Annotated in this window: 18 protein-coding genes; 10 read left to right on the top strand and 8 right to left on the bottom strand. The window is 60.2% G+C overall.

The genetic code is table 11. The features are described 5' to 3' along the window. Window positions 1-77: 77 nt before the first annotated feature. Entirely contained in the window at window positions 78-1,133 is a 1,056-nt protein-coding gene (locus tag BLQ92_RS08555; protein WP_090683415.1) for a helix-turn-helix transcriptional regulator, read from the bottom strand. 369 nt (window positions 1,134-1,502) lie between these two features. Between BLQ92_RS08555 and BLQ92_RS08550 the strand changes: the two genes are divergently transcribed. Beyond that, window positions 1,503-2,231, top strand: coding sequence for an SDR family oxidoreductase (locus tag BLQ92_RS08550; RefSeq protein WP_342342393.1), 729 nt, complete (start codon window positions 1,503-1,505; stop codon window positions 2,229-2,231). Window positions 2,232-2,539: 308 nt separating this feature from the next. Here the strand turns inward: BLQ92_RS08550 and BLQ92_RS08540 are convergent, their stop codons facing one another. From BLQ92_RS08540 to BLQ92_RS08515, 6 genes are all read right to left on the bottom strand, one after another. Then, a complete protein-coding gene (locus BLQ92_RS08540; protein ID WP_090683410.1) occupies window positions 2,540-3,502 on the bottom strand; it encodes a LysR family transcriptional regulator in 963 nt (320 codons plus the stop codon). Between the two features lie 155 nt (window positions 3,503-3,657). Next, window positions 3,658-4,917: a diaminobutyrate--2-oxoglutarate transaminase gene (ectB, locus tag BLQ92_RS08535; protein WP_341806999.1), complete on the bottom strand. Its 1,260-nt coding sequence runs from the start codon at window positions 4,915-4,917 to the stop codon at window positions 3,658-3,660. 118 nt (window positions 4,918-5,035) lie between these two features. After that, window positions 5,036-5,989: a multidrug resistance efflux transporter family protein gene (locus tag BLQ92_RS08530; protein WP_208449382.1), complete on the bottom strand. Its 954-nt coding sequence runs from the start codon at window positions 5,987-5,989 to the stop codon at window positions 5,036-5,038. After that, entirely contained in the window at window positions 5,986-7,155 is a 1,170-nt protein-coding gene (locus BLQ92_RS08525) for an aromatic ring-hydroxylating oxygenase subunit alpha (protein WP_090683407.1), read from the bottom strand. Before BLQ92_RS08525 ends, BLQ92_RS08530 begins: the two co-directional genes overlap by 4 nt. A 48-nt stretch (window positions 7,156-7,203) precedes the next feature. After that, window positions 7,204-7,971 carry a formyltransferase family protein gene (locus BLQ92_RS08520; protein WP_090683405.1) on the bottom strand — a complete coding sequence of 256 codons (768 nt, stop codon included), beginning with the start codon at window positions 7,969-7,971 and terminating at the stop codon, window positions 7,204-7,206. Window positions 7,972-8,089: 118 nt separating this feature from the next. Beyond that, window positions 8,090-8,470, bottom strand: a complete 381-nt coding sequence (locus BLQ92_RS08515; protein ID WP_090683404.1) for an ectoine synthase — start codon at window positions 8,468-8,470, stop codon at window positions 8,090-8,092. Between the two features lie 624 nt (window positions 8,471-9,094). On the opposite strand from BLQ92_RS08515, the gene BLQ92_RS08510 reads away from it, so the two are divergent. The 5 genes from BLQ92_RS08510 to BLQ92_RS08490 all read left to right on the top strand — a co-directional run bounded on the left by BLQ92_RS08510 (window position 9,095) and on the right by BLQ92_RS08490 (window position 17,169). Next, a complete protein-coding gene (locus BLQ92_RS08510; protein ID WP_090683402.1) occupies window positions 9,095-13,423 on the top strand; it encodes a non-ribosomal peptide synthetase in 4,329 nt (1,442 codons plus the stop codon). A gap of 13 nt (window positions 13,424-13,436) precedes the next feature. Beyond that, on the top strand, window positions 13,437-14,192 hold the full coding sequence (locus tag BLQ92_RS08505) for an SDR family oxidoreductase (protein WP_090684011.1): 756 nt from the start codon (window positions 13,437-13,439) through the stop codon (window positions 14,190-14,192). A gap of 44 nt (window positions 14,193-14,236) precedes the next feature. Continuing rightward, window positions 14,237-15,052, top strand: a complete 816-nt coding sequence (locus tag BLQ92_RS08500) for a 2OG-Fe(II) oxygenase (protein ID WP_090683400.1) — start codon at window positions 14,237-14,239, stop codon at window positions 15,050-15,052. 111 nt (window positions 15,053-15,163) lie between these two features. Further along, entirely contained in the window at window positions 15,164-16,024 is an 861-nt protein-coding gene (locus BLQ92_RS08495; protein WP_208449383.1) for a DMT family transporter, read from the top strand. 149 nt (window positions 16,025-16,173) lie between these two features. Beyond that, on the top strand, window positions 16,174-17,169 hold the full coding sequence (locus tag BLQ92_RS08490) for an alpha/beta fold hydrolase (protein WP_090683396.1): 996 nt from the start codon (window positions 16,174-16,176) through the stop codon (window positions 17,167-17,169). Between the two features lie 25 nt (window positions 17,170-17,194). On the opposite strand, the gene hpaR is transcribed toward BLQ92_RS08490, so the two are convergent. After that, window positions 17,195-17,599: a homoprotocatechuate degradation operon regulator HpaR gene (hpaR, locus tag BLQ92_RS08485; RefSeq protein WP_090683394.1), complete on the bottom strand. Its 405-nt coding sequence runs from the start codon at window positions 17,597-17,599 to the stop codon at window positions 17,195-17,197. Between the two features lie 176 nt (window positions 17,600-17,775). Here hpaR and BLQ92_RS08480 point away from each other — a divergent pair, with 176 nt between their 5' ends. From BLQ92_RS08480 to hpaD, 4 genes are all read left to right on the top strand, one after another. Continuing rightward, window positions 17,776-18,558 (top strand): fumarylacetoacetate hydrolase family protein, encoded by a 783-nt coding sequence (locus BLQ92_RS08480; protein ID WP_090683392.1) that lies wholly within the window; start codon window positions 17,776-17,778, stop codon window positions 18,556-18,558. Next, window positions 18,555-19,313: a fumarylacetoacetate hydrolase family protein gene (locus BLQ92_RS08475; protein WP_090683391.1), complete on the top strand. Its 759-nt coding sequence runs from the start codon at window positions 18,555-18,557 to the stop codon at window positions 19,311-19,313. The genes BLQ92_RS08480 and BLQ92_RS08475 overlap by 4 nt, the downstream gene beginning before the upstream one ends. Window positions 19,314-19,330: 17 nt before the next feature. After that, window positions 19,331-20,788 carry a 5-carboxymethyl-2-hydroxymuconate semialdehyde dehydrogenase gene (gene hpaE / locus BLQ92_RS08470; RefSeq protein WP_090683389.1) on the top strand — a complete coding sequence of 486 codons (1,458 nt, stop codon included), beginning with the start codon at window positions 19,331-19,333 and terminating at the stop codon, window positions 20,786-20,788. 65 nt (window positions 20,789-20,853) lie between these two features. Then, a complete protein-coding gene (gene hpaD / locus BLQ92_RS08465) occupies window positions 20,854-21,717 on the top strand; it encodes a 3,4-dihydroxyphenylacetate 2,3-dioxygenase (RefSeq protein ID WP_090683387.1) in 864 nt (287 codons plus the stop codon). Window positions 21,718-21,743 lie beyond the last annotated feature (26 nt).

Below are 21,743 nucleotides of genomic sequence, written 5' to 3'. Positions count from 1 at the left end.
GCCCGAGACGGTGCGTGGCCATGCTCAATAAACCGCCGCATGTTGAGCGCACTCACCGACGCGCAGCAGAACGTGCCTCACGCGCCGGACTCCCGCCTCACGCTACCTTGGATCATGCCAAGGTGGGAGAATCGTACAACGAGTTCCGTTTTATTGACGCAGCCGAGTCTCGAGCGCATGTTGTCGATGTGCGTTTCGACCGTACGTGCAGAGAGGCCCAGTCTGTGGGCAATCTCGCGTGAAGTCTGTCCAGCTATTACGTACTGCGCAATTTCCAGTTGTCTTCCGGTAAGCGGATACGTTCCTGCTCTCGGTAAGCTCCAGGAATCCGCCGCAAGAAAACCAGCACCTCCGAGTGCCGTTCGACCGACTTCCGCAGGCGCGCGGATCAGGCGATTGCTGGACGCCACAGAAATCAGGTCGACCGCTACGATTCTGAAAAACGTCAAAAAATTCTCAAATATATCCAGATTGTTTATATAAAAGCTGGCGGCCGACCGCCTCGATGCCGGGCTGTAGAATATGAAATACTCACAGTATTCGTCACACTTGTTGATAATTTTAAAGGGGCTGGCGTGATCAAAAATTACCCTTTGATCGGCCAGTTGCGCCGCGTAGCGCTGGCGCAGCGCAATCTGGAATGACTCGATTTTGCTTTCCAGTATTGCGTAGCGCTCGTTCGCACCGTAGAAATCCGGCGTATACGCACCCACAATATATTTCTTCTTGCAAAAGGTGTGCTCCAGCGCATCGGCATCGCTCCAGAGTTCCGCGCGCGAACCGTCCTTATAAACCCTGGAATAGGAAAAGCAATTGATTTCGGTTTTCCGGAACAGATCTTTGCATATCGCAGCAACATCTTGAGCCGCGGTCAACGAGGGGTTTGCGAGAGACATGACTTTATCCGACAAAATTATTCTCCTCACTGGTTCACTCGCAGCGCGCGAGGCTGAACCAGCAAAGAGACGGGGGAACTGGCGCACAGCCGCCGCAGCCTGAACTGGGCGGCCCTTCCCTTGACTGAAGTGCAGCCGAAACCTCGCGGCCTTCCCTTCACCAAACAAAGGAAAACCGGACACCAGGTTCCCCGCCCCTGTTTCGCGCTGTGGCGCCTTACCCGGTGCGATTGTCATGGCAGTTTTCGGAACGCGCGGAGCGGACTCGCGATCTGCTCTCTTCGTGCCGCTGGTTCTGGCCTAAACCGGCTAGCACGACAGAGCGAAGCCCAACGCCGATGCTAAGCCTGGAGGGCGGCCCCGGCAATTATCTTGTCGATACTATTTCATATCCAGGATATATATTGGCCGGGCGGCTCCGGCGCAGCCCGGCTCACAAGGCAACCCGCCCGCAGCTGCGCAAACGAAGTTCCTATATATCGAACCTCTAATTATTTACACCATTTGTATTTGATTATAAATCGGCAATCGTGTCTCATCGCAGCTTTTATACGTTAATTCTGACCAAGGAGAAATTCAATGCCCCATGAACGGAAAGCTGCGATAGTGACCGGTGCGAGCCGCGGCATAGGAGCGGCGATCGCAACACGGTTAGCCGCCGACGGATACGCGATCGCCGTCAATTACGCACACGATCGGTCAGGCGCGCAACGCACAGTCGAAAGCATCCTGGAGACTGGCGGAGCAGCGCGTAGCTTCCAGGCGGATATATCGCGGGAGAGCGACGTCATTGATCTCTTCAACGCGGCAGACGCCCAGTTCGGCACCGTTTCCGTTCTCGTCAACAACGGTGGGGTCACCGGCGGATTCTCAAGGGTCGACGAGCTGAGCGCCGAGTCTCTCACACATGTTTTTGCGGTCAATGTCATTGGCGCATTCCTGTGCGCACGCGAAGCTGTCCGTCGTATGTCGGTCAGGCATGACGGCGGTGGCGGCAGTATCGTCAACATTTCCTCACGAGCTGGCGACCTTGGCGGTTCCGGGGAGTGGGTTCACTATGCGGCGACCAAAGGCGCGCTCGACACGCTCACAAAAGGACTGGCCAAGGAAATTGCACTCGAAGGGGTACGAGTCAATGCGGTTGCCGCTGGACTGATCGAAACGGATCTTCACGCCGCGGCCGGCAAGCCGGACCGAACTGCGAAGATGGCCTCGTCGATTCCGATCGGGCGCGCGGGGCTTCCCGACGAGATCGCAGAATGCGTAAGCTGGCTGGTATCGCCGGCCGCCGCCTACATTACCGGCGCCATCGTGCCCGTTTCCGGCGGAAGATAGGCGCCCTGGACATCGGGCGCCCGCCCGACACCTTCGCGCACACATCATTTCAATGCTGGTGCCGTATTTATACGGATGACTAAGCGGATTCTCTGCACTACCTTGAATCGTGTCCCCGCTTCAGCCATGCGGCCGCTCTTGCTCGCGTACAGAAACGTCAAGGAGATGTTGTCCAATGCTCGTAACGGCTATTCCCACGCCTGGTCGCAGGCAGACATGGCGGTTCGCAGAACCGCATTCCAGGCAGCATGCAGGAGCGCCGCAAACAGGACAAGACCAATGACCGTGATCGTCATTTTGACGATGCCCTAAGCGATAGACGCACTGTGGTTCTCGACGATGGCCAGAAAATTTCTTAGCGCAGCGGAGGTCGAGTCCTTTAGCCACACCACCGTCATCGGTGAAAACAGTATCTGTGGATCGACCGGCAGAAACCGGACACCCGAACGGCGATGTTGCGCCACACTCGCCGGCACAAAGGTGATTCCTACGCCGGCCGCGACCAGGCCCATTGCCGTTTGCAGATTGCCCGCCTCCTGTACAAGATTGAGACGGACTGCGGCGCGCTCCAGTTGCTCGAGCACAAGATCGGTCAGGCTGGGCTTCGGGTAACGGGGATAGAGAATCGCGTCCTGTTCGTTGAGCGCCTGAACCGGCACGCTGGATCTCGCGGAGAGCGGATGACGCTCGGAGACCGCGACCACCAGCGGCTCCTCCAGTAGCAAGCGCTGCTGGACCTTGTCCGGTGCATCTATGCCGGGGCGCGAAAAGCCCACATCGATGCGTCGCGCCTCCAGCGCCTCCTCAATCTGACCCGCGAGCATTTCATCGAAAGTGAGCGCGATCTCCGGGTATAAGTCGCGGTAAGCGTTGACGATATCGGGAAGGAAGTTGTACATCGCCGAGCCGGCGAAGCCGATCGACAATGTCCCGGTCATGCCCCGGCCGACACGCCGTACTTCGTCGACCGCCGATTGCACGGACGACAATATTTCGGTTGAACGCCGCAGAAAGTGTTTACCCGCGTCCGTCAACCGCAAAGGACGCTCGGTTCGTTCGATCAGTTGCACACCCAAATCGTCTTCCAGTTGTCTGATTTGCTGGCTCAGCGGCGGTTGAGCAATGCAGAGCCGGTCTGCGGCGCGTGTAAAGCTCAGCTCTTCCGCGACCGCGCGAAAATAGCGCAGATGGCGCAGCTCGAGTCGCGCTTCAGTTGTCGTAGCGTTGTTGTTGCCGTCAGATTGTGGTCCCGCCGGAACTCCTGTGCGCATTGTCCCCTCCGAATCTCAAGCAATTTGGTTTGCTCATTTTGCTCGAAAAGGATAAACGCGTAGATATTTTCATAAAATGCATTTCGCATCTTCATTCGGTCGCGTGGCTCAATCCCGCTCTGCCGGCGACGCGAATGAACGCGTGGCCAAGTCTGCTAGTCAAGCACCTTCCCGATACTGCGCCTGAGGATCTGCACGGCCTCGTCGATCTGCTCGTCGCTAATCACAAGCGGACAAAGGCACTTGACGACCTGGCCGGTACTGCCCGAGGTTTCGATCATCAGTCCATTGCGAAACGCCTCGGCGCTGATCTTGCCGGCCAACGCTCCCGATCTGACGTCGATGCCACGCATCAGGCCCAGCCCGCGCTCCTCGGCTTCAATGTCGTAGTTCCGCAGCGCCTGCGTGAGCGAACGCAAGCCGTCCCTTAGCACTTGCGCCTTGCGGCCAACTTCCCGTTCGAACGAAGGGTCGCCCCAGAAATGCTCGAACGCCTTCGCGCCCGTTATCATGGCAGGGTTGTGCCCGCGAAAGGTCCCGTTGTACTGTCCCTGCTCCCAAACGTCGAGTTCGGGGCGCATCAGGACCTGAGAAAACGGCAAGCCATAACCCGACAACGATTTTGAATTGACAATGATATCCGGCACCACGCCAGCGTGCTCAAAGCTGAAGAACTTGCCGGTACGGCCGCACCCTGCCTGAATGTCGTCCACGATCAGCAGCATATCGTTGCGCTTGCACAACGCCTGCAGGCCACGCAACCACGGCTCGGAAGCGACGTTGATGCCGCCTTCACCCTGCACGACCTCGACGATCACCGCCGCCGGATGATCGAGACCGCTGGAACGATCGGACAGAAACTTCTCGAAGTATGCGAGCGTATCCACGTCTCGCCCGAGATAACGATCGAAAGGCATGAACGTGCTTCCGGCCATGGGCAGGCCGGCGACGCTTCTGAACTTCGCGTTGCCCGTCATGGCAAGCGAACCCAGGGTCACGCCGTGGAATCCGTTGGTAAACGCCACGATGTTCGCGCGATTCTTGATCTTGCGCGCAAGACGCAGCGCCGCCTCGACCGCATTGGTTCCGGTCGGCCCGGTCAGATGCACCCTGTAGTCGAGCTGGCGAGGTTGCAGGATGAACTTCTCCAGCGCCTCGATATAAGTGTATTTGGCCTGCGTCCAGAGGTCGAGCGCATGAACGATATGATCGCCGGCATAGTATTCGAGCAGCGCCTCCTTGAGCACAGGATGATTGTGACCGTAGTTCAAGGTCCCGGCGCCCGCCAGGAAGTCGATATAGCGGCGCCCGTCGGCCGCATAGATTTCGGCGCCGCGCGCCTTCGAGAATACGACAGGGAATGAACGGGAATAGCTCCGAACCTGCGATTCGGACGCTATCAGTTTATCCACCATATAGTCCATGATCTCACCCCCGGTTTGCCCACGACACTGCATTCTTGCGCGTGAGGCGCTCGTCAATGCGGGCGCAAGGCCGTCATCCGCGCGGATGCAGTACCCGCCGTCCCACCGCCTACAGCGAACTTTTGTAGCAGTAACCGATCAGGCTGAAGACAATGACCCCTACCCCAAGCCATGAAATCCAGTCCGGTGCCAGTTCGCCCATGAAGAGCATGCCGGCAAACAGCGTGATCACGACTTCTCCTGCCAGGGTCGCGTCCACGGCTGCGATCTGCATCGCCGAGGCGGTGCTGTTACGCGCGAAATAGAACAGCGATGTGGCGCACACGCCCGACAGGAGAGCGACCAGAAAGCTGTCGAACACCTGCATTGAAGAAGGCTGCGGCGGGCGCATGAAAAGTATCAGGCCGATCCAATAGGGAATCGAGCCGAGACTCATCAGCAACACACAGGTCATCGGATTCTCGAGGATCGCGCCGTTCACGAGACGAAAGCGGCCGAGCTGCCCGTGTCTTGCGCCGTTGACCATCTGATTGCCGATCGGATACGTCACGGCGGCCACCAGCGCCGGCAAGACGCCATGTAGCACCTCGTCCAGCGAGACACCACCCTTCAACCTCCCGTAGTTCACGATCGCCACGCCGGCCACGATCAGAAACGAGTAGACGAGCCCCTTGCGCGGCACGCTTTTGCCGAACAACATCAGAACCAGCGGGCTCGCCAGTACGGTCACTTGCCAGGTCGCCGCGACGATCCAGCCTTGCGCGTAATCCGCCGCGAGGCAGATACCGGAATAGAAGAGGCCAAAGCCAATGCCACCGGCAACGATCCAGAATCTGATATTTCTGAAGTAGCTGGTCAGCACGGTCCTGAAGTACTGAGCACCTTTCGTCAGCGGCAAAATGGCCGAGAGCAGCAGGATCATGAAAATAAAACGCAGCACCGCTGACCAGACCCAATCGCCGCCCCGCAAGTGCATGACTTCGTTAAGCAGGAAGGTGGCGCTGAAGAAGGCCGAACTGGCAATGCCGATCGCCACCAGTTTGAACGTCGAAGGGGTCATCATGATTGCGCTGCGTCGCTCTCGCCGCCGCCATAGACTTTCTGGATGACCCACCGGTTCATCGCATGCACGACCTCTTCGTGATGCGAGAAGCGGCCGGGACGGCACCATCTGGAATTGATACCGAGCTGCTGGCGCTCGCAGATGCGATTGTCCTCGTCGATCACCATGTCCCACCTGGCGACGTATCGCGCGGAGATTTCCGCGAAATCATCCCGCGCGATCGTGCTGGCCGGAAAGCAGTAGCCGACGTGCACCCGGGTCGTGGTCGGCGTATCGGGAATCTTGTTGATCCACCAGCTCGAATCCTGCGTGGTGACGAGGAAGAAACCCGGATACACCATGGTGAAATAGGTCCCCGTGGCTGCCTTGCCGGAAATGCCGGGGATCTTCGGGAAAATCTTGCCGTTATCGATAGACGTGACCGACACAGTGCGCGGGTATTCGAAGAAAGTCGTCTCATACTCGCCCGAGGAAGGCTGCCTCGGAAAGACCTGCTCTCCGATGGAAACGGGATGGACGGTCGGCGCGTGATAATCCTCCATGTCCACCTCGGTGTAGAGCTTCCAGTTGCACTTCACGAGATGCTGCCTTTCCATGATGCAGCGCATATCCCGCAACTGGTATCCGCTCATCTTTTCCGGCAGATCGCCGAGAAAGCTCAGCAACGGAGCCGCTTCGGCATCGAAATTGATGAAGATGAAACCTTCCCAAGTCTCGACCCTGACGGGAAGCAGCCCATTGTCCTTCTTTTCGAAGTTGCTGCTCTGCGCCATGTCCGGCGCACCGAGCAGGCAACCGTCAAGCCCGTACCCCCAGTTATGAAAGGGGCAGCGAATCGTCTTGACCGATCCTTCGCCGTCGAGCAGCCTCGCGCCGCGATGGCGGCAAAAATTTTGTAAGGCCGAAATACCGCCGTTCCTGTTGCGCACCAGGATGATCGACTCGCCAAGCAGATCGACGACAAAGTAGTCTCCAGGCTCGGCCAGCTTCTCCTCCCGCCCGACGAAGAGCCAGTACTTGAAGAATATGTTCTCGATCTCGGCGTCAAGAAAGTCCGCAGATTTGTAGCAGTCCGGCGGCAATGAAGTGGTTTCGAGGAAATGACGTTCCACCGTCTCGAAGAGGGCACCGCGATTCTCGGATAGAAACTCCGACCTTGAAGACATAAGTGAGGGCTCCAAAGATTCAGGAAATTGCGTTCGCCAGCCTGCTCGTCAGCGGGTCAACGCGTCGATCTCGGACAGGCGCTCGCGTAGTTTCTCGGCGGCGATTTGCTTGAGCTCCGCTGAGGCAGCCTTGCGTGCCGGGGTGTCTTGCACCGGCTGCAAGACAAGGTCGAGTGCCCCGCCGCGCATCCGCCGCAAGGCTTCGACCAGCGCTTCGCCGCACAAGGTATTGATGCTGCGAATCAGTTGCGGATAGCTTGGCGGCACGCGTTCGAGGATGCGCTTGAGCAGGATGGGACCCGTATCTACGCCGCGATCGATGAAGTGCACCGTGACGCCCTGCACTTTTCCTTCGAGAACGGCCCAAACGTAGGGGTTGTTGCCCCTAAGCTCGGGCAAAACGCCCGGGTGGACGTTGATGACACCCAGATTGCATGCGGAGATGATTCCCTCCTTGAGGATACGGGTGTCGCCAAGGATCGCAAGCTGAATCGGCAAGGCGCGGATCAGTTCGGCGCACTCCGGGGCGTTGTGATCGGCAACGCTGCGATACGGCACGCCGTGCGCGCGGCACAGCGCTTCGACGTCGCCGCTATCGTCGTAGTCGGGCAGCTTTTTCAGAACCTGCCGCTGCTCCCGTGCGCCTTCATTCGCGGCTGGCGAATCCTCTTCGATCACGAGGCTGGGACGAAATCCCGCGTCGAGAAGTGCCTGGAGCATGATCAGACCGCGTGGATGATTCTTGAAGTTAAGGTAGGCGAACGCGAGTTCGTCGCGCATCGCGCGCAAACACAAGGAAAGAGTACTGATCAGCATTGTCTGTCCACCTCATTGAATAAACGTCCCTCTAACGCATAGGCATCCTCAACGTGTCATGGATGACTATCCATGTAACACACCGCCGGCAGCGTCCACGACCCGCGCGAGACGCTCACTAGCTCGCCGGATAGGCGCCGTCGGCACCATGCGTCTCGTCGCCCTGGAGCCCCGGGGAAAAGGTGCATGCGATCTTGATGTCGGAAATACAGCTCACCACGTGCCGGTCGTGTTCGTTGAGCGCATACATGACCCCAGGCACAAGGTCGAACGTCTCGCCCGTTGCCAGGTTTTTGACGGTGGCCTCACCGGACAGGCAATAGACACACTCCAGGTGATGAAGATATTGCATCTCGGTGATCGTCCCGGCGTACATGGTGGTGATATGAAAGCCGAAACCCATGCCGTCGCGCTTGAGCAGCAAGCGCACGCTATCCCAGTTCTGCGCCCGTTTATGGCATTCCGTATCGATGTAATCCTTGATATTCCTCACTATCATCTTGTCTTCTCGCTCCAGTTCATCGCAATTCAGGCGTCGCTTTATTCATACCAATAAAAACGCGCTTCTATAAATGACACTCCTGTTTCTATAAACGAGCGCGCAACAGGCTCGATACGGCTTTATTGGCCGGTCTTATGTTGAAAAGTTCTCTCAAGTTCAGGCATCCGCCCAGCGCGACCGCCCATCCGGGCAATCTGTTCGACGAACCATAACGCGGGGTTCATCCGGGAACATCCGCAAAAATACGGAGGCCGTTAAAAAATGGCCCAACAAGACCGGCAGGCGCGCGCCGGGTCGGCAATCGCTCAGGCCAGGCCTCCCTTCCGTATTTTTACGGATGATCCGCAGCATAAATCTGGATATAGTCCACGCATCGGTCATTCACGCACCACGTGACAATCGAATTCGGGATCAGCCGCAATTGTTAAACACACATTTGCCGGTTGGCCTGGAGAGCGAATTCCAAATCAACTAAACCATTTCATACGGCGCGTTACTTTTTCGAGTATCGCTGTATGGGTGCCGGCGCGCCTGCCCAGCACCGCATTTCCCGCAAGTGATCATTTTCAATTTCCATAAGACGTCTTTTCCGTGATTTGAAGCCTGGCGAGGGTGGATTGCATGTTCATTCAGAAATTCCAGTCGTTCTCAGCGAGTTCCGGAAGCCGCATCGCCATCCGCTCCCAAGACCGCTACCTCACCTATGGCGAGCTCCACGCGCAAGCCGCGGGCCTCGCGCAGCAACTGCACGCGAGAGGCGTCAGGCCCGGTCAACTGGTGCTGGTGTTCATGCCGCGCTCGCCGGCGAGCGTCGCGGCCATGCTGGCAGTCATGATGTCCGGCGCCGCCTATACCGTCGTCGAAGCCTCCGGTTCGCCACAGGAACAACTGAGCCGCATTGCGCAGATCGCCCCCGACCTGGTCATCGTTGCCGAGGAACTGGAGCCCCTCGCCGCGCGTAGCGGACTGCCGTATTGCCTGACCGGCTTCGAGCAGACAGCGGCGGCGCCTGCGGCTCTGCAAGCGCTCCCCGCCGTATCGAACGACGCGACCGCATACGTGCTGTTCACCTCCGGCTCGACGGGCGTCCCCAAAGGAGTTGCAGTCAGTCACGGCAACCTTGCGCACTACTGCACAGGGCTCATCGAAAAACTCGGTTTGCCCGGCGGGATGACCTACGCGCATGTGAGCACGCTATCAGCCGATCTCGGCAATACCTCCTTGTTCCTCTCGTTGTGGAGCGGGGGCACGCTCTATCTTGCCGGAGAGCACGAACGCAAAGACCCGCTGGCGATGGTGACGGCCTTGCAACGGCACCACGTCAATGTTCTCAAGATCACGCCCACGCACTGGCGTGCGATTCTCGACACCGCGCAGGCTGCGGGCGCACATGCCGCGCGCCTCGACTGGCTGATTCTCGGCGGCGAGCGGCTCCAGACGAGCCTCGCGCGAAAGACACTCGAGAGCGGCCTGGCACGCCGCCTCGTCAATCACTATGGGCCGACGGAGACCACCATCGGGGTCGCCATTCATCCGGTCGCACTCGACTCTCTTTGCGCAGACGACGTGGCGAGTGTCCCCATCGGCCGTCCGTTTGGACAGACCACGGTCCGGATCAAAACTGCCGACGACCGGCTCGGTACAGTCGGGTGCGAAGGGGAGCTATACATAGGCGGCCCGTCGGTCGCCCAGGGGTATCGGCATCAGCCGGAAACGACTCGCGAGCGCTTCGTGAGCCTCGAGCGAGCCGGCGACCGCTATTACAGGACCGGAGACTGGGTCCGCTCCGACGCGCAAGGTACGCTGACCTTCCTTGGCAGGGTGGACCGCCAGGTCAAGGTGAATGGCTATCGCGTCGAACTGGAGCATGTCGAACGGGTACTGCAAACGCTGCCGGCAATCCGGCAGGCGGTCGTCGTCCATCACCACCACGAGGACCGGGACCATCTGCTGTGCGCATACGAAGGTGTGGCGCAGCCGGATGCGCCGCTACGCGAGGAAGCTCGACAGTGCTTGCCGGGCTATATGGTGCCGGCCGTGTTTCTCCATCACGCATGCTTGCCCACCAACGCCAACGGCAAGGTGGATACGCTCACACTCAAACGCCACCTGATCGAGGCACTTCTGCTCAAGCGCGCACCGCGCCCGGCACCTGGCGTAGCTGCACCGGCCGGCGAAGATCTGCACGACGCCCTTATGCGCTTGTTTGGCCAGTACATCGGCACGCCCGAGTTCTCACCCGACGACAATTTCTTCGACCTGGGCGCCGACTCGCTAGATGCGATCCAACTGATCTCCGAACTGCAGTTGAAGGGCTACCCCGCCACTGCGCATGGCTTCCTCGCGTGTCCGAGCGTAACTGGCCTGACCGCCATGATCACCGGTCATCGGAAGGTATTCTCATCCTCGCTTGCCGAGCCGAAGCAGGCCGAGCCGCAACAGTGGCCCTGCTCTCCAGCGCAACAATGGTTTCTCGAGAAAGGCTTTGCCGAGCCCAACCGGTGGACCCAAGCGATGGTCCTGGAGCTCGGCGTGCGGCTGGATCCGCGGCTGCTCGAGCAGGCCTTCGAGCGTCTCGTCTCCGAGCATGGCATGTTGTGCGCGAGCTTTCAGCGCGATGCCGCAGCGCAGCGCTGGCTTTTCCGTACGCCTTCAGCAAGCGCGCCGGTGTTTTCCGTGTACACGGCCGAGCCCGGCCTTCAGACCGACCTCCCAGCCTGCGTAAAGACGCGTTATCACGCTCTTGAGTCGCAACTCGATATCGCTGCCGGGCACACTTTCCGTGCAGAGCTACTTGTTTGCGATGACGCGCATCGTTTGCTGCTCGTCGGTCATCACCTCGTTGTCGACGTCATTTCCTGGCGCATCCTGCTCGACGATCTCATCCGTCACTACGCAATCCTGAACGGTGATGAACCCGCGGCCGATGCGCTCAAGCCAGGCGTCTTCGGCAACTGGTGCCAGCATATTGAAGACCATCATGGGCATTTTCGCTCCGACGCAGACTATTGGGAGAACCAGCCACGACAAGCGCTCGGGCCGATAGCCGCCGGCCTGGAGAAGCATTCCGGCACCGCCTGGATTACGCTCACGCCCACCGAAACAGAAGCCTTCGTCAAGCGCGCCGCGGCCTACGGGACGAGTGTCGACCGCCTGTTGCTTGCCTGCTTCTTCGAGCAATGCGCGGATAGTCCCGCGGCAGAAGTGATCCAGATCGATATCGAAAGTCACGGACGGCTAAGCTTGTCGCCGGAAATCGACGTGTCGCGTACCGTCGGCTGGTTCACCTCGACCTTCCCGCTCGCCTTCGCTCTCCCGGAAATCCACTCCGGCAACCTGCCGGCCATCGTCCACGAGCGCCTCGGCCGTCTTCCCAACCTCGGTCACGGGTACGCGCGGATCAGGCAAGCGCAGTGCGACTCGCCGTCACGCTACTGCTTCAATTTCCTCGGTCAACAACGCCTTGGCTTGCGCAACGATTGGAGGATGCGGCCGGCATGCATCGAACTACCAGGCCTTAGGGGCGCCGGGAACGATCGTGTCTACGACTTGAAGCTAACGGGGAAAATCATCGATGGCCGGCTTGTGATCGATCTCAACTTCGATGCGAGCGTGCGCTCCGACAAGGCCATGGCGGCGTTTTCGCAAGCCTTGAAAGGGCGGCTCGCAGCGGCTTCGTCGCGCGGCGAGCCGCATCCCGGCGGCTGGCAGATTCGCGGGTCGAACAGCTCTGGAGTCCTGTGGAACGTGCCGGCCGAGGTTCTGTCTCCCACCCGGACACACGCACTGCGCCCCTCGTACGAACAGGTGTTTCTCACGGGCGCAACCGGCTTTATCGGTATCCATGCCCTGCGCGAATTGCTCTTGAATAGCGATGCGCGGATTCATTGCCTGGTCCGCGATCTGGGCACCGGCCGCCTCGCCAGCCGGCTTTTCGACGCGTGGTCGGCGTTCTTTCCCACAGGCGAGCTCGAAGCATGGTGGCCGCGAATCTCGCTGCTCGCGGGCGACATCGCACAACCCCGTCTCGGCATGGGCGAAGCCGAGTGGCACCGGATGACCCGCTCGGCGGATGCGATATATCACTTCGCAGCGGATACGCGGCTCGTCGGCAGCCGCTCGGAGATGGAGTCAAGCATTTTGTGTCCGACCGAAGAGATCATCCGGCTCGCCGAGCAAGGGCGCTCCAAGGACCTTCACTACGTCTCCACCCTTTCCGTCAGCGGCATCTATCCGGGCAAGCGCCCTCTCAGCTTCGACGAGGATTCGCTCGACTCCGGCCAGGCGTTTCAGAACGAATACGAGCGGACCAAATTCGACGCCGAGGTTCTGGTCAGAGGCTTCGCCTATCGCGGCCACAATGCCTTTGTCTATCGGTCGGGCAACGTAACCGGCAATTCGCGAACCGGGGCGTTCCAGAGAAATGCCGCAGCGAACCGCTGGGTTCAATGCCTGCGCGCCATCGTCGCGCTCGAACAGGCGCCTCGCGTGTACGACGAACAGATCGTATTGAGCGCGGTCGATCTGGTCGCGCGAGGCATCGTTGCAATCTCCCTCGATCGCGGGATACCGGGCGGAACCTTCCATGTCGATTCCGACTACGCGGTCCCAGCCAGACTCTTCATCGACGCCATCGAGACACTCGGCACGTCCATTGAGCGGGTCGACTGCGCCAGCCTGGAAGATCTGTTCCGGCAATCGGGTCGGCTGGATAACGTGGACGTCGCGCTGGGGTACTTCTGGTCGGCGCGGCGCTATCGCAACGTACGCTACGACAACCGTAGAACGCTGGCGCTGCTCGCCCGCGCGGGCATCGCATTCAAGCCTCTCGATCGTGCATGGGTCACGCGGTTCGTCGCGCGTCTCCAGCAATCCGGCGTGCTGGAGATCGGCAAGCGCGCCAATCCGCACGCGCGACGCGCCGAATTCGTCTCCCATGAAGCAGATTGAACAGGATCAACCCATGATCAACCATCAGGTAGCGGCGGTATCGGGCGGTACATCAGGTATCGGGTATGCAACGCTGGAAGCACTGCGCGAGGTCGACGTCCAGGTCGCCTTCAGCGGACGGCGAGCCGAGCGGGTTCGCCAGATCGCGGCCGAACACAACCGCGACGGATGCTGCGTCGAAGGGGTTGTCGCCGATGCAGTCGACGAGGATCACGTGCACCGGCTGTTCGATGCCGCAAGCGCTGCTTTCGGCGCTCAGCCTACGGCCTTCATCCTGTGTGCGGGCCGCGGCATGCCGGGGTCTCTGGTCACCTCCGATGTGTCCCAATGGGAGGATTTGCTGCGCATCAACGTGCTGGGCGCGATGCGCCAGTTGCGCACGTGTGCCGGGTTGTTCACGCAAGCGCATCCAGGCACCGCCCAGATCAGGGATATCGTCGTCATAGGCTCGACCGTCGGCCGCGTCCTTTCGGCCGGCAATCCGGTCTATGGAGCAACCAAGTTCGCCCTCCACTCGCTCGTCGAGTCGCTGCGGCAAGAGCTATGTGAACGCGGCGTACGTGTGAGCCTGATCGAACCCGGTTTCGTCAAGACGGAGTTCCAGGCGAGCGCAGGTTACGACATGCGTTGGTTCAACGAACTCGAACAGACCCAAGGCCCGTTCCTTTCGGCTCGCGATCTGGCCGCGTCGATCCGTTTCGTGCTGGAGCAACCGCCGCACGTGCATGTCGACGACATCCGGATCCGGCCGTCGCGCCAACGTGTATGACCAGTAGACCTCACCCGCTCCGTCAATCATCAAGGAAAGCATCCATGGAAACACTCGCCCGCCCGCAATCGCAAGCCACCGTACCGGCCGTGGTTGCGCATGAACTGAACACCGACACCTTGCTAAAACTGGCTGCCCGCGAGATCGGCGCGATTCACGTCAAGGGCTTTTACCCCAAAGCCGTCGCCGAGAAAGTCGCGGACTACGCGATCGATCACCCCAAGCTGGGACACTACAACAAGAAGTACACCAGTAGCGTCGGGCGCATCTGCATGCCGCACATCGATTCCGAATGGAACGAGGAAGCCGCCCGAAAGTATCACAGCGAAGCGGTCGAGAACATTCACGACCTGCGCAGCATGTTTGCCCCCTATGCCACCCCTGCCGATCAGGTGCGCCTGTTGCTACAGGAGTTTTGGCCTGGCGGCGCCAATATTCAGCGCCTGCATGGCCGCACCTGCTTCGTCGGAGCGATTCGCGTGTTCAGGCCGTCGACCTCGAAATTCTACCCGCATCACGACCGGATCGACGAGGAGTCCAATGCGCCGGAGCTTGAAGGGATCGTCGAACAGCTCGTCGCCAATATGTACCTGCGCACGCCGACCGAGGGGGGTGACCTGCAGCTTTGGCTGCGCGATCCGTCCGAAGACGAGAAGGTGCTCATTCGCGACGTCGAGGGGCTGCTGCCCGAAAGCGTCGAGAGCCCGGCGCTCGTGCTCCATCCCGACGCCGGCGATCTCATCATCTTCAGCTCGAGGATGCTGCATGCGGTCACGCCGAGCCGCGACAATCATCGTATCGGCATGGCAGCATTTATCGGTTGTTACGGGCCGCATCGTCCGCTAGCCTACTGGAGCTGACCCTGACTTTGCGAAGATGCGCCGGTACTATCGGAAACAAGGCTGAGGACGATGTCACAAATTCCAACTGCTAGCAAATCGGCCGCCTCATTGGTGGAGAACCGACTGACGATGGAAGTCGGGATTCCTCTGGTTTTTCTGGTGCTATGGGCCTCCGGGTTCTCCGTGGCAAAAATCGGCCTGCGCTATGTGGAACCGCTCACATTCCTCGCGATGCGTTACGCGTGCGTGGTGCTCATCCTGTTGCCGGTCCAGATAATTTTCAGACTACCGCTGCCGTCCTCGCGCAAAGGGTGGACCGATCTTTGCATCATCGGCTTCCTGATTCAGTTTGTGTACTTCGGCGGCACCTACCTTGCCTTACGCGCCGGCCTCTCGGCCGGCGCATTGGCACTGATCGTCTCGATGCAGCCCATCCTGGTGGGCATCGCGTCGCCGCTTTCGACCGGCGAACACGTGTCCTGGCGGCAGTGGACGGGCATTCTGTTCGGCTTCATCGGCGCGGCTGTCGTCATCGTCTCGAAGTCGTCCGTCGAGGCGCCCTCGCTCGATAGCGTCCTGCTGGCCATCGCTGCACTGCTGGGCATGACATCGGGCGTGCTGTACGAGAAGAAAACCGGCTCATCGCAGCATCTGGTCGTGGCGACGCTCGTGCAATGCAGCGTCGGCCTCGCGCTCACGACCTTTCTGGCCTTGCTGATCGGACCAGGCCGGATCGAATGGAGCGGGGCCATGTTGGCCTCGCTTGCCTATCTGGTGATCTGCAACTCGCTGATCGCCATCATGCTGCTGCTGTTCATGATCGGGCGCCAGCAGGCGGCCAGGGTATCGGCATTGTTCTTTCTGATTCCGCCAGGCGCCGCGCTCCTGGCCGGCCCGCTCGTCGGCGAAAGTATGCCGGCGCTCGCCTGGCTCGGCATGGCGATCGCAACCTTGGGGGTCTGGATAGCCCATGCGCGGCGGGGCGCCTGACGTGCCTGCGAAACCCGATATCGATAGCGTCTGGAAAAATAGCAAAGCGATATTGGACATCCATCAGGACGAGTCGGATAGTGCTTCGTTAGCGAAGGCTTGAGACGATCTACTGGCTGGGTGCGCGGGCTACATCGCAAGGAGGAGGCATGGGGGCGTTGCAAGAGGCAATGCGGGAAGCGGCCGCATCGGGCATCCGGTTTGGCTTCGCCGAGACGAATGGACTGCGCATGCACTACGCCCGCAAGGGGCACGGCAAAACGCTCGTGCTGCTGCATGGCTGGCCGGAATTCTGGATCGTGTACCGTCCGCTGCTCGAGCGGCTCGAGGACGAGTTCGACGTTATCGTGCCCGACTTGCGCGGATTCGGCTTTACCGGCAAGCCGTTCGCCGGCCCCGACCCCCATGCAGACGCCAACACGCACGCCCGTGACATCGCCGGCCTGCTCGACGCGCTGGGTATTGCCAGCACGGGCATAGTCGGTGGCGATCTCGGCGCCTACGTGCTGCAGGCGTTCGCACGGCATTACCCGCAGCGTCTCGAGCGCGCCTTCTTCTTTTGCACGCCTTATCCCGGGATCGGCACCAGATATGGCGCACCGGGCCATCTGATCGAGGTCTGGTATCAGTACTTCCAGCAATTGCCCTGGGCGGCGGAACTGATCGGCGCATCGCGGCAGACTTGCAAGCTGTACCTCTCCCACTTCCTGAATCATTGGTCCGGCGACGCTCCTGACGTGTTCGCGAACATGCTGGAGATCTACACGGACATGTTCATGCAAAACGATAATATCCAGGGCGGCTTCGACTGGTATTTGAGTTCTGCGCCGGACCGGCGTAGGTGGCTCGAGGGTACGCTGGCCAAGCCACCTGTTATCGATGCGCCTAGCCGATTTCTTTGGGGATGGCATGACCCTTTGATTAAACCCGATTGGTCCGACAAACTCGGCGACTATTTCTCGAACTATTCAATCGGCTTCGCGGATGCCGGGCATTTCGTCCATTACGAGGCCCCCGACCTGTGCGCGAGTGAGATCCGCTCGTTCTTCGCGGCCCCCTCTCGCCACCCCCCGCTTGCCCCGCTCGACCGCGGCCCCGACGCCATCGTGCCAGTTCATGCGGCTATGCCGCAATCGCAGCCATGAACTGGCCGGCGAATAGAGCTTGCGCTCACTCCTCCTCTTCCAGCCCCGCCAATAAATCGTCGACCGCGCGATAGACCCGCTCGACGATCTCCGGCCCGACCTTGCGCTCGAGGTCGCGATAGTGTGCTTCGAGGTCCTTCGAAATCAGCCGCACCAGTTCGACGCTCGTATCGGTCAACGACACCAGCACGCGGCGCTGGTCCTCCTCAAAGCGTTCCTTCGTCACCAGTTCCATGCTCTCCATCCGTGCGAGCACGCCCGCCATGCTCGGACTCGAAATGGTGCAGATGTCGGAGATCTGCCTCGGCTCCATCGGGCCCTGTTCGTGCAGCGCACGAATCACGCGCCATTGCTGTTCGGTCAGCCCGTGCGCGGTAATCAACGGCCTGAAGCGCTCCATCATCTTTTCTCTGGCGCGCAGTAACAGCATCGGCAGATTGCGGTGTAGAACTCGAGTGGCAGTGGGTGCAGACATGACGAGAAAGGTAAAAAGTGGGGCGTCGGCCAGGGGAAAACCCGTAATCAGCCGGCATGCTATTGACCGGGAATGATAACAAGCGCACCATTACTAACATGTTAGTGTTTTCTCGGAGAGAAGCCTAGTCCATGTTTGCACTTGCCGATCATCTGCTTCACCCCGAAGGCGACGCGCTACCACGCGATGTCGATGCGCAGACGGCCGCTACGCTATTGGCGCGTGGTACCGCCTGCCGTGCGCCGTTCTCGGGTGCGGTCTATGGAACCCTGTTGAACGATCCTGCGGCGCTCAGTGCGCTCGGCGACGCGCTGCACGGCGCGCCCTATAAGGCACCGCCCAAGGCGCCGATTCTCTACCTCAAACCGCGCAATACGCTTGCCGGACACCGTGCGCGGATCGTCGTCCCGGACGACGCCCTGGGTGTCGAAGTTGGCGCCTCGCTTGGCATCGTGATTGGACGTACTGCCACGCGTGTAAGCGTCGAACGGGCGCTCGATTACGTCGCGGGGTACACGGCCGTGGCGGACCTCAGCGTACCGCATGCAAGCGTGTACAGGCCATCGGTCCGGTTCCGGGCACGCGACGGATTTTGTGTGATCGGTCCGGCCGTGATCGCGGCGCGTCATGTCCCGGCACCCGACGCATTGCCCATCACGGTGACCATCGCGGGTAAAGCACCCTTCACGGCCAATACCGCCTCGACCGTGCGCAACGTGGCGCAACTGATTGCGGATGTCACCGACTTTATGACGCTAGCGGCCGGCGATGTGCTCACTCTGGGTGTGCCGCACGGTGCACCGATTGCCCACGCTGGCGACGAGGTACTGGTATCGATCGGCGCGTGGGCGCCGTTGAACGTGTCGTTTATCGGCGCAACCCGTTCAACCGGACAAGAGGGAGCACCGCAATGATGCGTGGCCGCGTTGCCTATGCAGGTGCGATTCACGAGGCGTATCCGCACGAACACGGTGTTCGTCTGGCCGACGGCCGGGTGCGTCGTGAAGATGAAGTGGTTTGGCTCGCGCCCATCGAGGTCGGCACCATTTTCGCGCTCGGTTTGAACTACGCCGAGCATGCCAAGGAACTGCAGTTCTCCAAGCAGGAAGAACCGCTCGTGTTCCTCAAGGGACCGGGCACCGTCATCGGCCATCGCGGCGTCACGCGGCGGCCCGCCGATGTCACCTTCATGCACTACGAGTGCGAACTCGCGGTCGTGATCGGCCGCACCGCGCAGAACGTGACGCGCGCCGCAGCCATGCAGCACGTCGCCGGCTACGTGATCGCCAACGACTACGCGATCCGCGACTATCTGGAGAATTATTACCGTCCCAATCTGCGCGTGAAGAATCGCGACGGAGGCACGGTGCTGGGACCGTGGTTTGTCGATGCGGCGGACGTTGCTGACGTCACGCAACTCGAATTGCGCACTTACGTCAACGGGACCCAGCAACAACACGGCAATACACGCGATCTGGTGACGGATATTCCCGCGCTGATCGAATATCTGAGCAGCTTCATGACACTCGCGCCTGGCGACGTCATTCTGACCGGCACGCCGGAAGGGATTGTCAACGTCAATGCAGGCGACGAAGTCGTCTGCGAGATCGACGGCCTGGGCCGTCTCGTCAATCTGATCGCTTCAGACGCCGACTTCGGACGCGTTTGATCGACAAGGGGAATCCAATGCGAATTGAACATCTGATCAACGGCAAGCCAGGCACGGCAAGCGACTATTTCGAAACCGTCAACCCGGCGAATCAGGATGTGCTCGCCGAGGTTGCGCGCGGCACCGCGCAAGAAGTGGATGCCGCCGTGCGTGCAGCAAAAGACGCCTTCCCGGCATGGGCCGGCAAGCCGGCTACGGAACGCGCGAAACTGCTGCGTAAGCTCGGCGAACTGATCGCAAAGAACGTCCCGGAGATCTCCGAGTCCGAAACCCGCGATACCGGCCAGACGATCTCGCAGACGCGCAAGCAACTGATCCCGCGCGCCGCTGACAATTTCAGCTATTTCGCCGAGATGTGCACACGGGTCGACGGTCACACTTATCCGACCGACACGCACCTGAACTACACGCTGTTTCACCCGGTCGGTGTATGCGCGTTGATTTCGCCATGGAACGTGCCGTTCATGACGGCCACCTGGAAGGTCGCACCCTGCCTCGCCTTCGGCAACACGGCCGTGCTGAAGATGAGCGAGCTGTCGCCGCTCACCGCCTCGATGCTCGGCAATCTCGCGCTTGAAGCCGGTATTCCAGCGGGCGTATTGAACGTCGTGCACGGTTACGGCAAGGAGACTGGCGAACCGCTGGTCGCGCATCCGGACGTCCATGCGATTTCGTTTACCGGTTCGACCGCAACCGGCAACCGGATCGTGCAAACGGCTGGCCTGAAGAAGTTCTCGATGGAACTGGGCGGTAAATCGCCGTTCGTGATCTTCGACGACGCCGACTTCGAGCGGGCACTCGATGCGGCCATTTTCATGATCTTTTCGAACAATGGCGAACGCTGCACCGCTGGCTCGCGGATTCTGGTGCAGCGCTCGATCTATGCGCGCTTTTCAGAGCGCTTTATCGAACGCGCACGGCGCTTGACGGTAGGCGATCCGCTCGCCGATAGCACGATTGTCGGCCCGATGATCAGCCAGGCTCATCTGGCGAAAGTACGCAGCTACATCGAGCTGGGTCCGAAGGAAGGCGCGACGCTCGCATGCGGCGGCCTCGATACTCCCGCCCTGCCCGACGCGCTGCGCAAGGGCAATTTCGTTATGCCAACAGTATTCGTCGATGTCGACAATCGCATGCGGATTGCCCAGGAAGAAATTTTCGGGCCGGTTGCCTGCCTGATTCCGTTCGACGACGAAGCGGACGCGATCAAGCTCTCCAACGACATCTCGTACGGCTTGTCGAGCTATATCTGGACCGAGAATACCGGCCGCGCGCACCGCGTCGCCGCTGCGGTGGAAGCCGGCATGTGCTTCGTCAATAGCCAGAACGTGCGCGACCTGCGGCAGCCGTTTGGCGGCACGAAGGCATCGGGCACCGGACGTGAAGGCGGCACCTGGAGTTATGAAGTGTTCCTGGAGCCGAAGAACGTTTGCGTTTCGCTTGGGTCGCATCACATTCCGCGCTGGGGCGTGTAGGCCGTAGTGGCTTAAAGGCGATTCACGCACAACACAATAGCAAGCATCTTGCATGGGAGACCGCGGTGGGCACCCTCGCGTTAGCAGCAAAAGTGACACATGTCCCGTCCTTGTATTTGTCCGAGCTTGACGGCCCACATAAGGGCTGCCGTCAGGCAGCAATCGACGGCCACCATGAAATCGGCCGGCGCTGCCGTGAGCTAGGCGTGGATACGATCGTGGTGTTCGACGTTCATTGGCTGGTCAACAGCGAATACCACATCAACTGCGCACCGGCTTTCGAAGGCGTCTACACGAGTAACGAACTGCCGCACTTCATCAAGAACATGCCGTACGCGTATCCCGGTAATGTCGGGCTCGGCAACCTGATCGCGGAAGTCGCCAACGAGATGGGCGTGAAGAGCCGCGCGCATAGCGAGACCACTCTCGAACTCGAATACGGCACCCTGGTGCCGATGCGCTACATGAACGCCGACCAGCATTTCAAAACGGTTTCGGTAGCCGGCTGGTGCATGTGGCACGACCTCGAAACCAGCGCGCGCTTTGGCCTTGCCGTACGCAAGGCCATCGAGGAACGTTACGACGGTACCGTGGCAATTCTCGCCAGTGGCTCGCTCAGCCACCACTTTGCCAACAACGGCACCGCCGAACAGTTCATGCACAAGGTGTGGAGCCCCTTCCTCGAACAGATGGACCGCAAGGTGGTCGAGTTGTGGGAGGCGGGCGACTGGAAGACCTTCTGCGAAATGCTGCCGCTCTACAACGAAAAGTGCTGGGGCGAAGGCGGCATGCACGATACGGCGATGCTGCTAGGCGCGCTCGGCTGGGATCGTTACGACGGCAAGGTCGAAGTCGTCACGCCGTATTTCGGCAGTTCGGGCACCGGCCAGATCAACGCGATTTTCCCTGTGACGCCCCTGCCCGCTTAGATATCAAGCTTAGGTCACACACTTAG

This window comes from Paraburkholderia phenazinium, from assembly GCF_900100735.1.
Lineage (GTDB): Bacteria > Pseudomonadota > Gammaproteobacteria > Burkholderiales > Burkholderiaceae > Paraburkholderia > Paraburkholderia phenazinia.
Note: the sequence above shows the minus strand (reverse complement) of the source record. Positions and strands in the feature narration are given on the sequence as shown.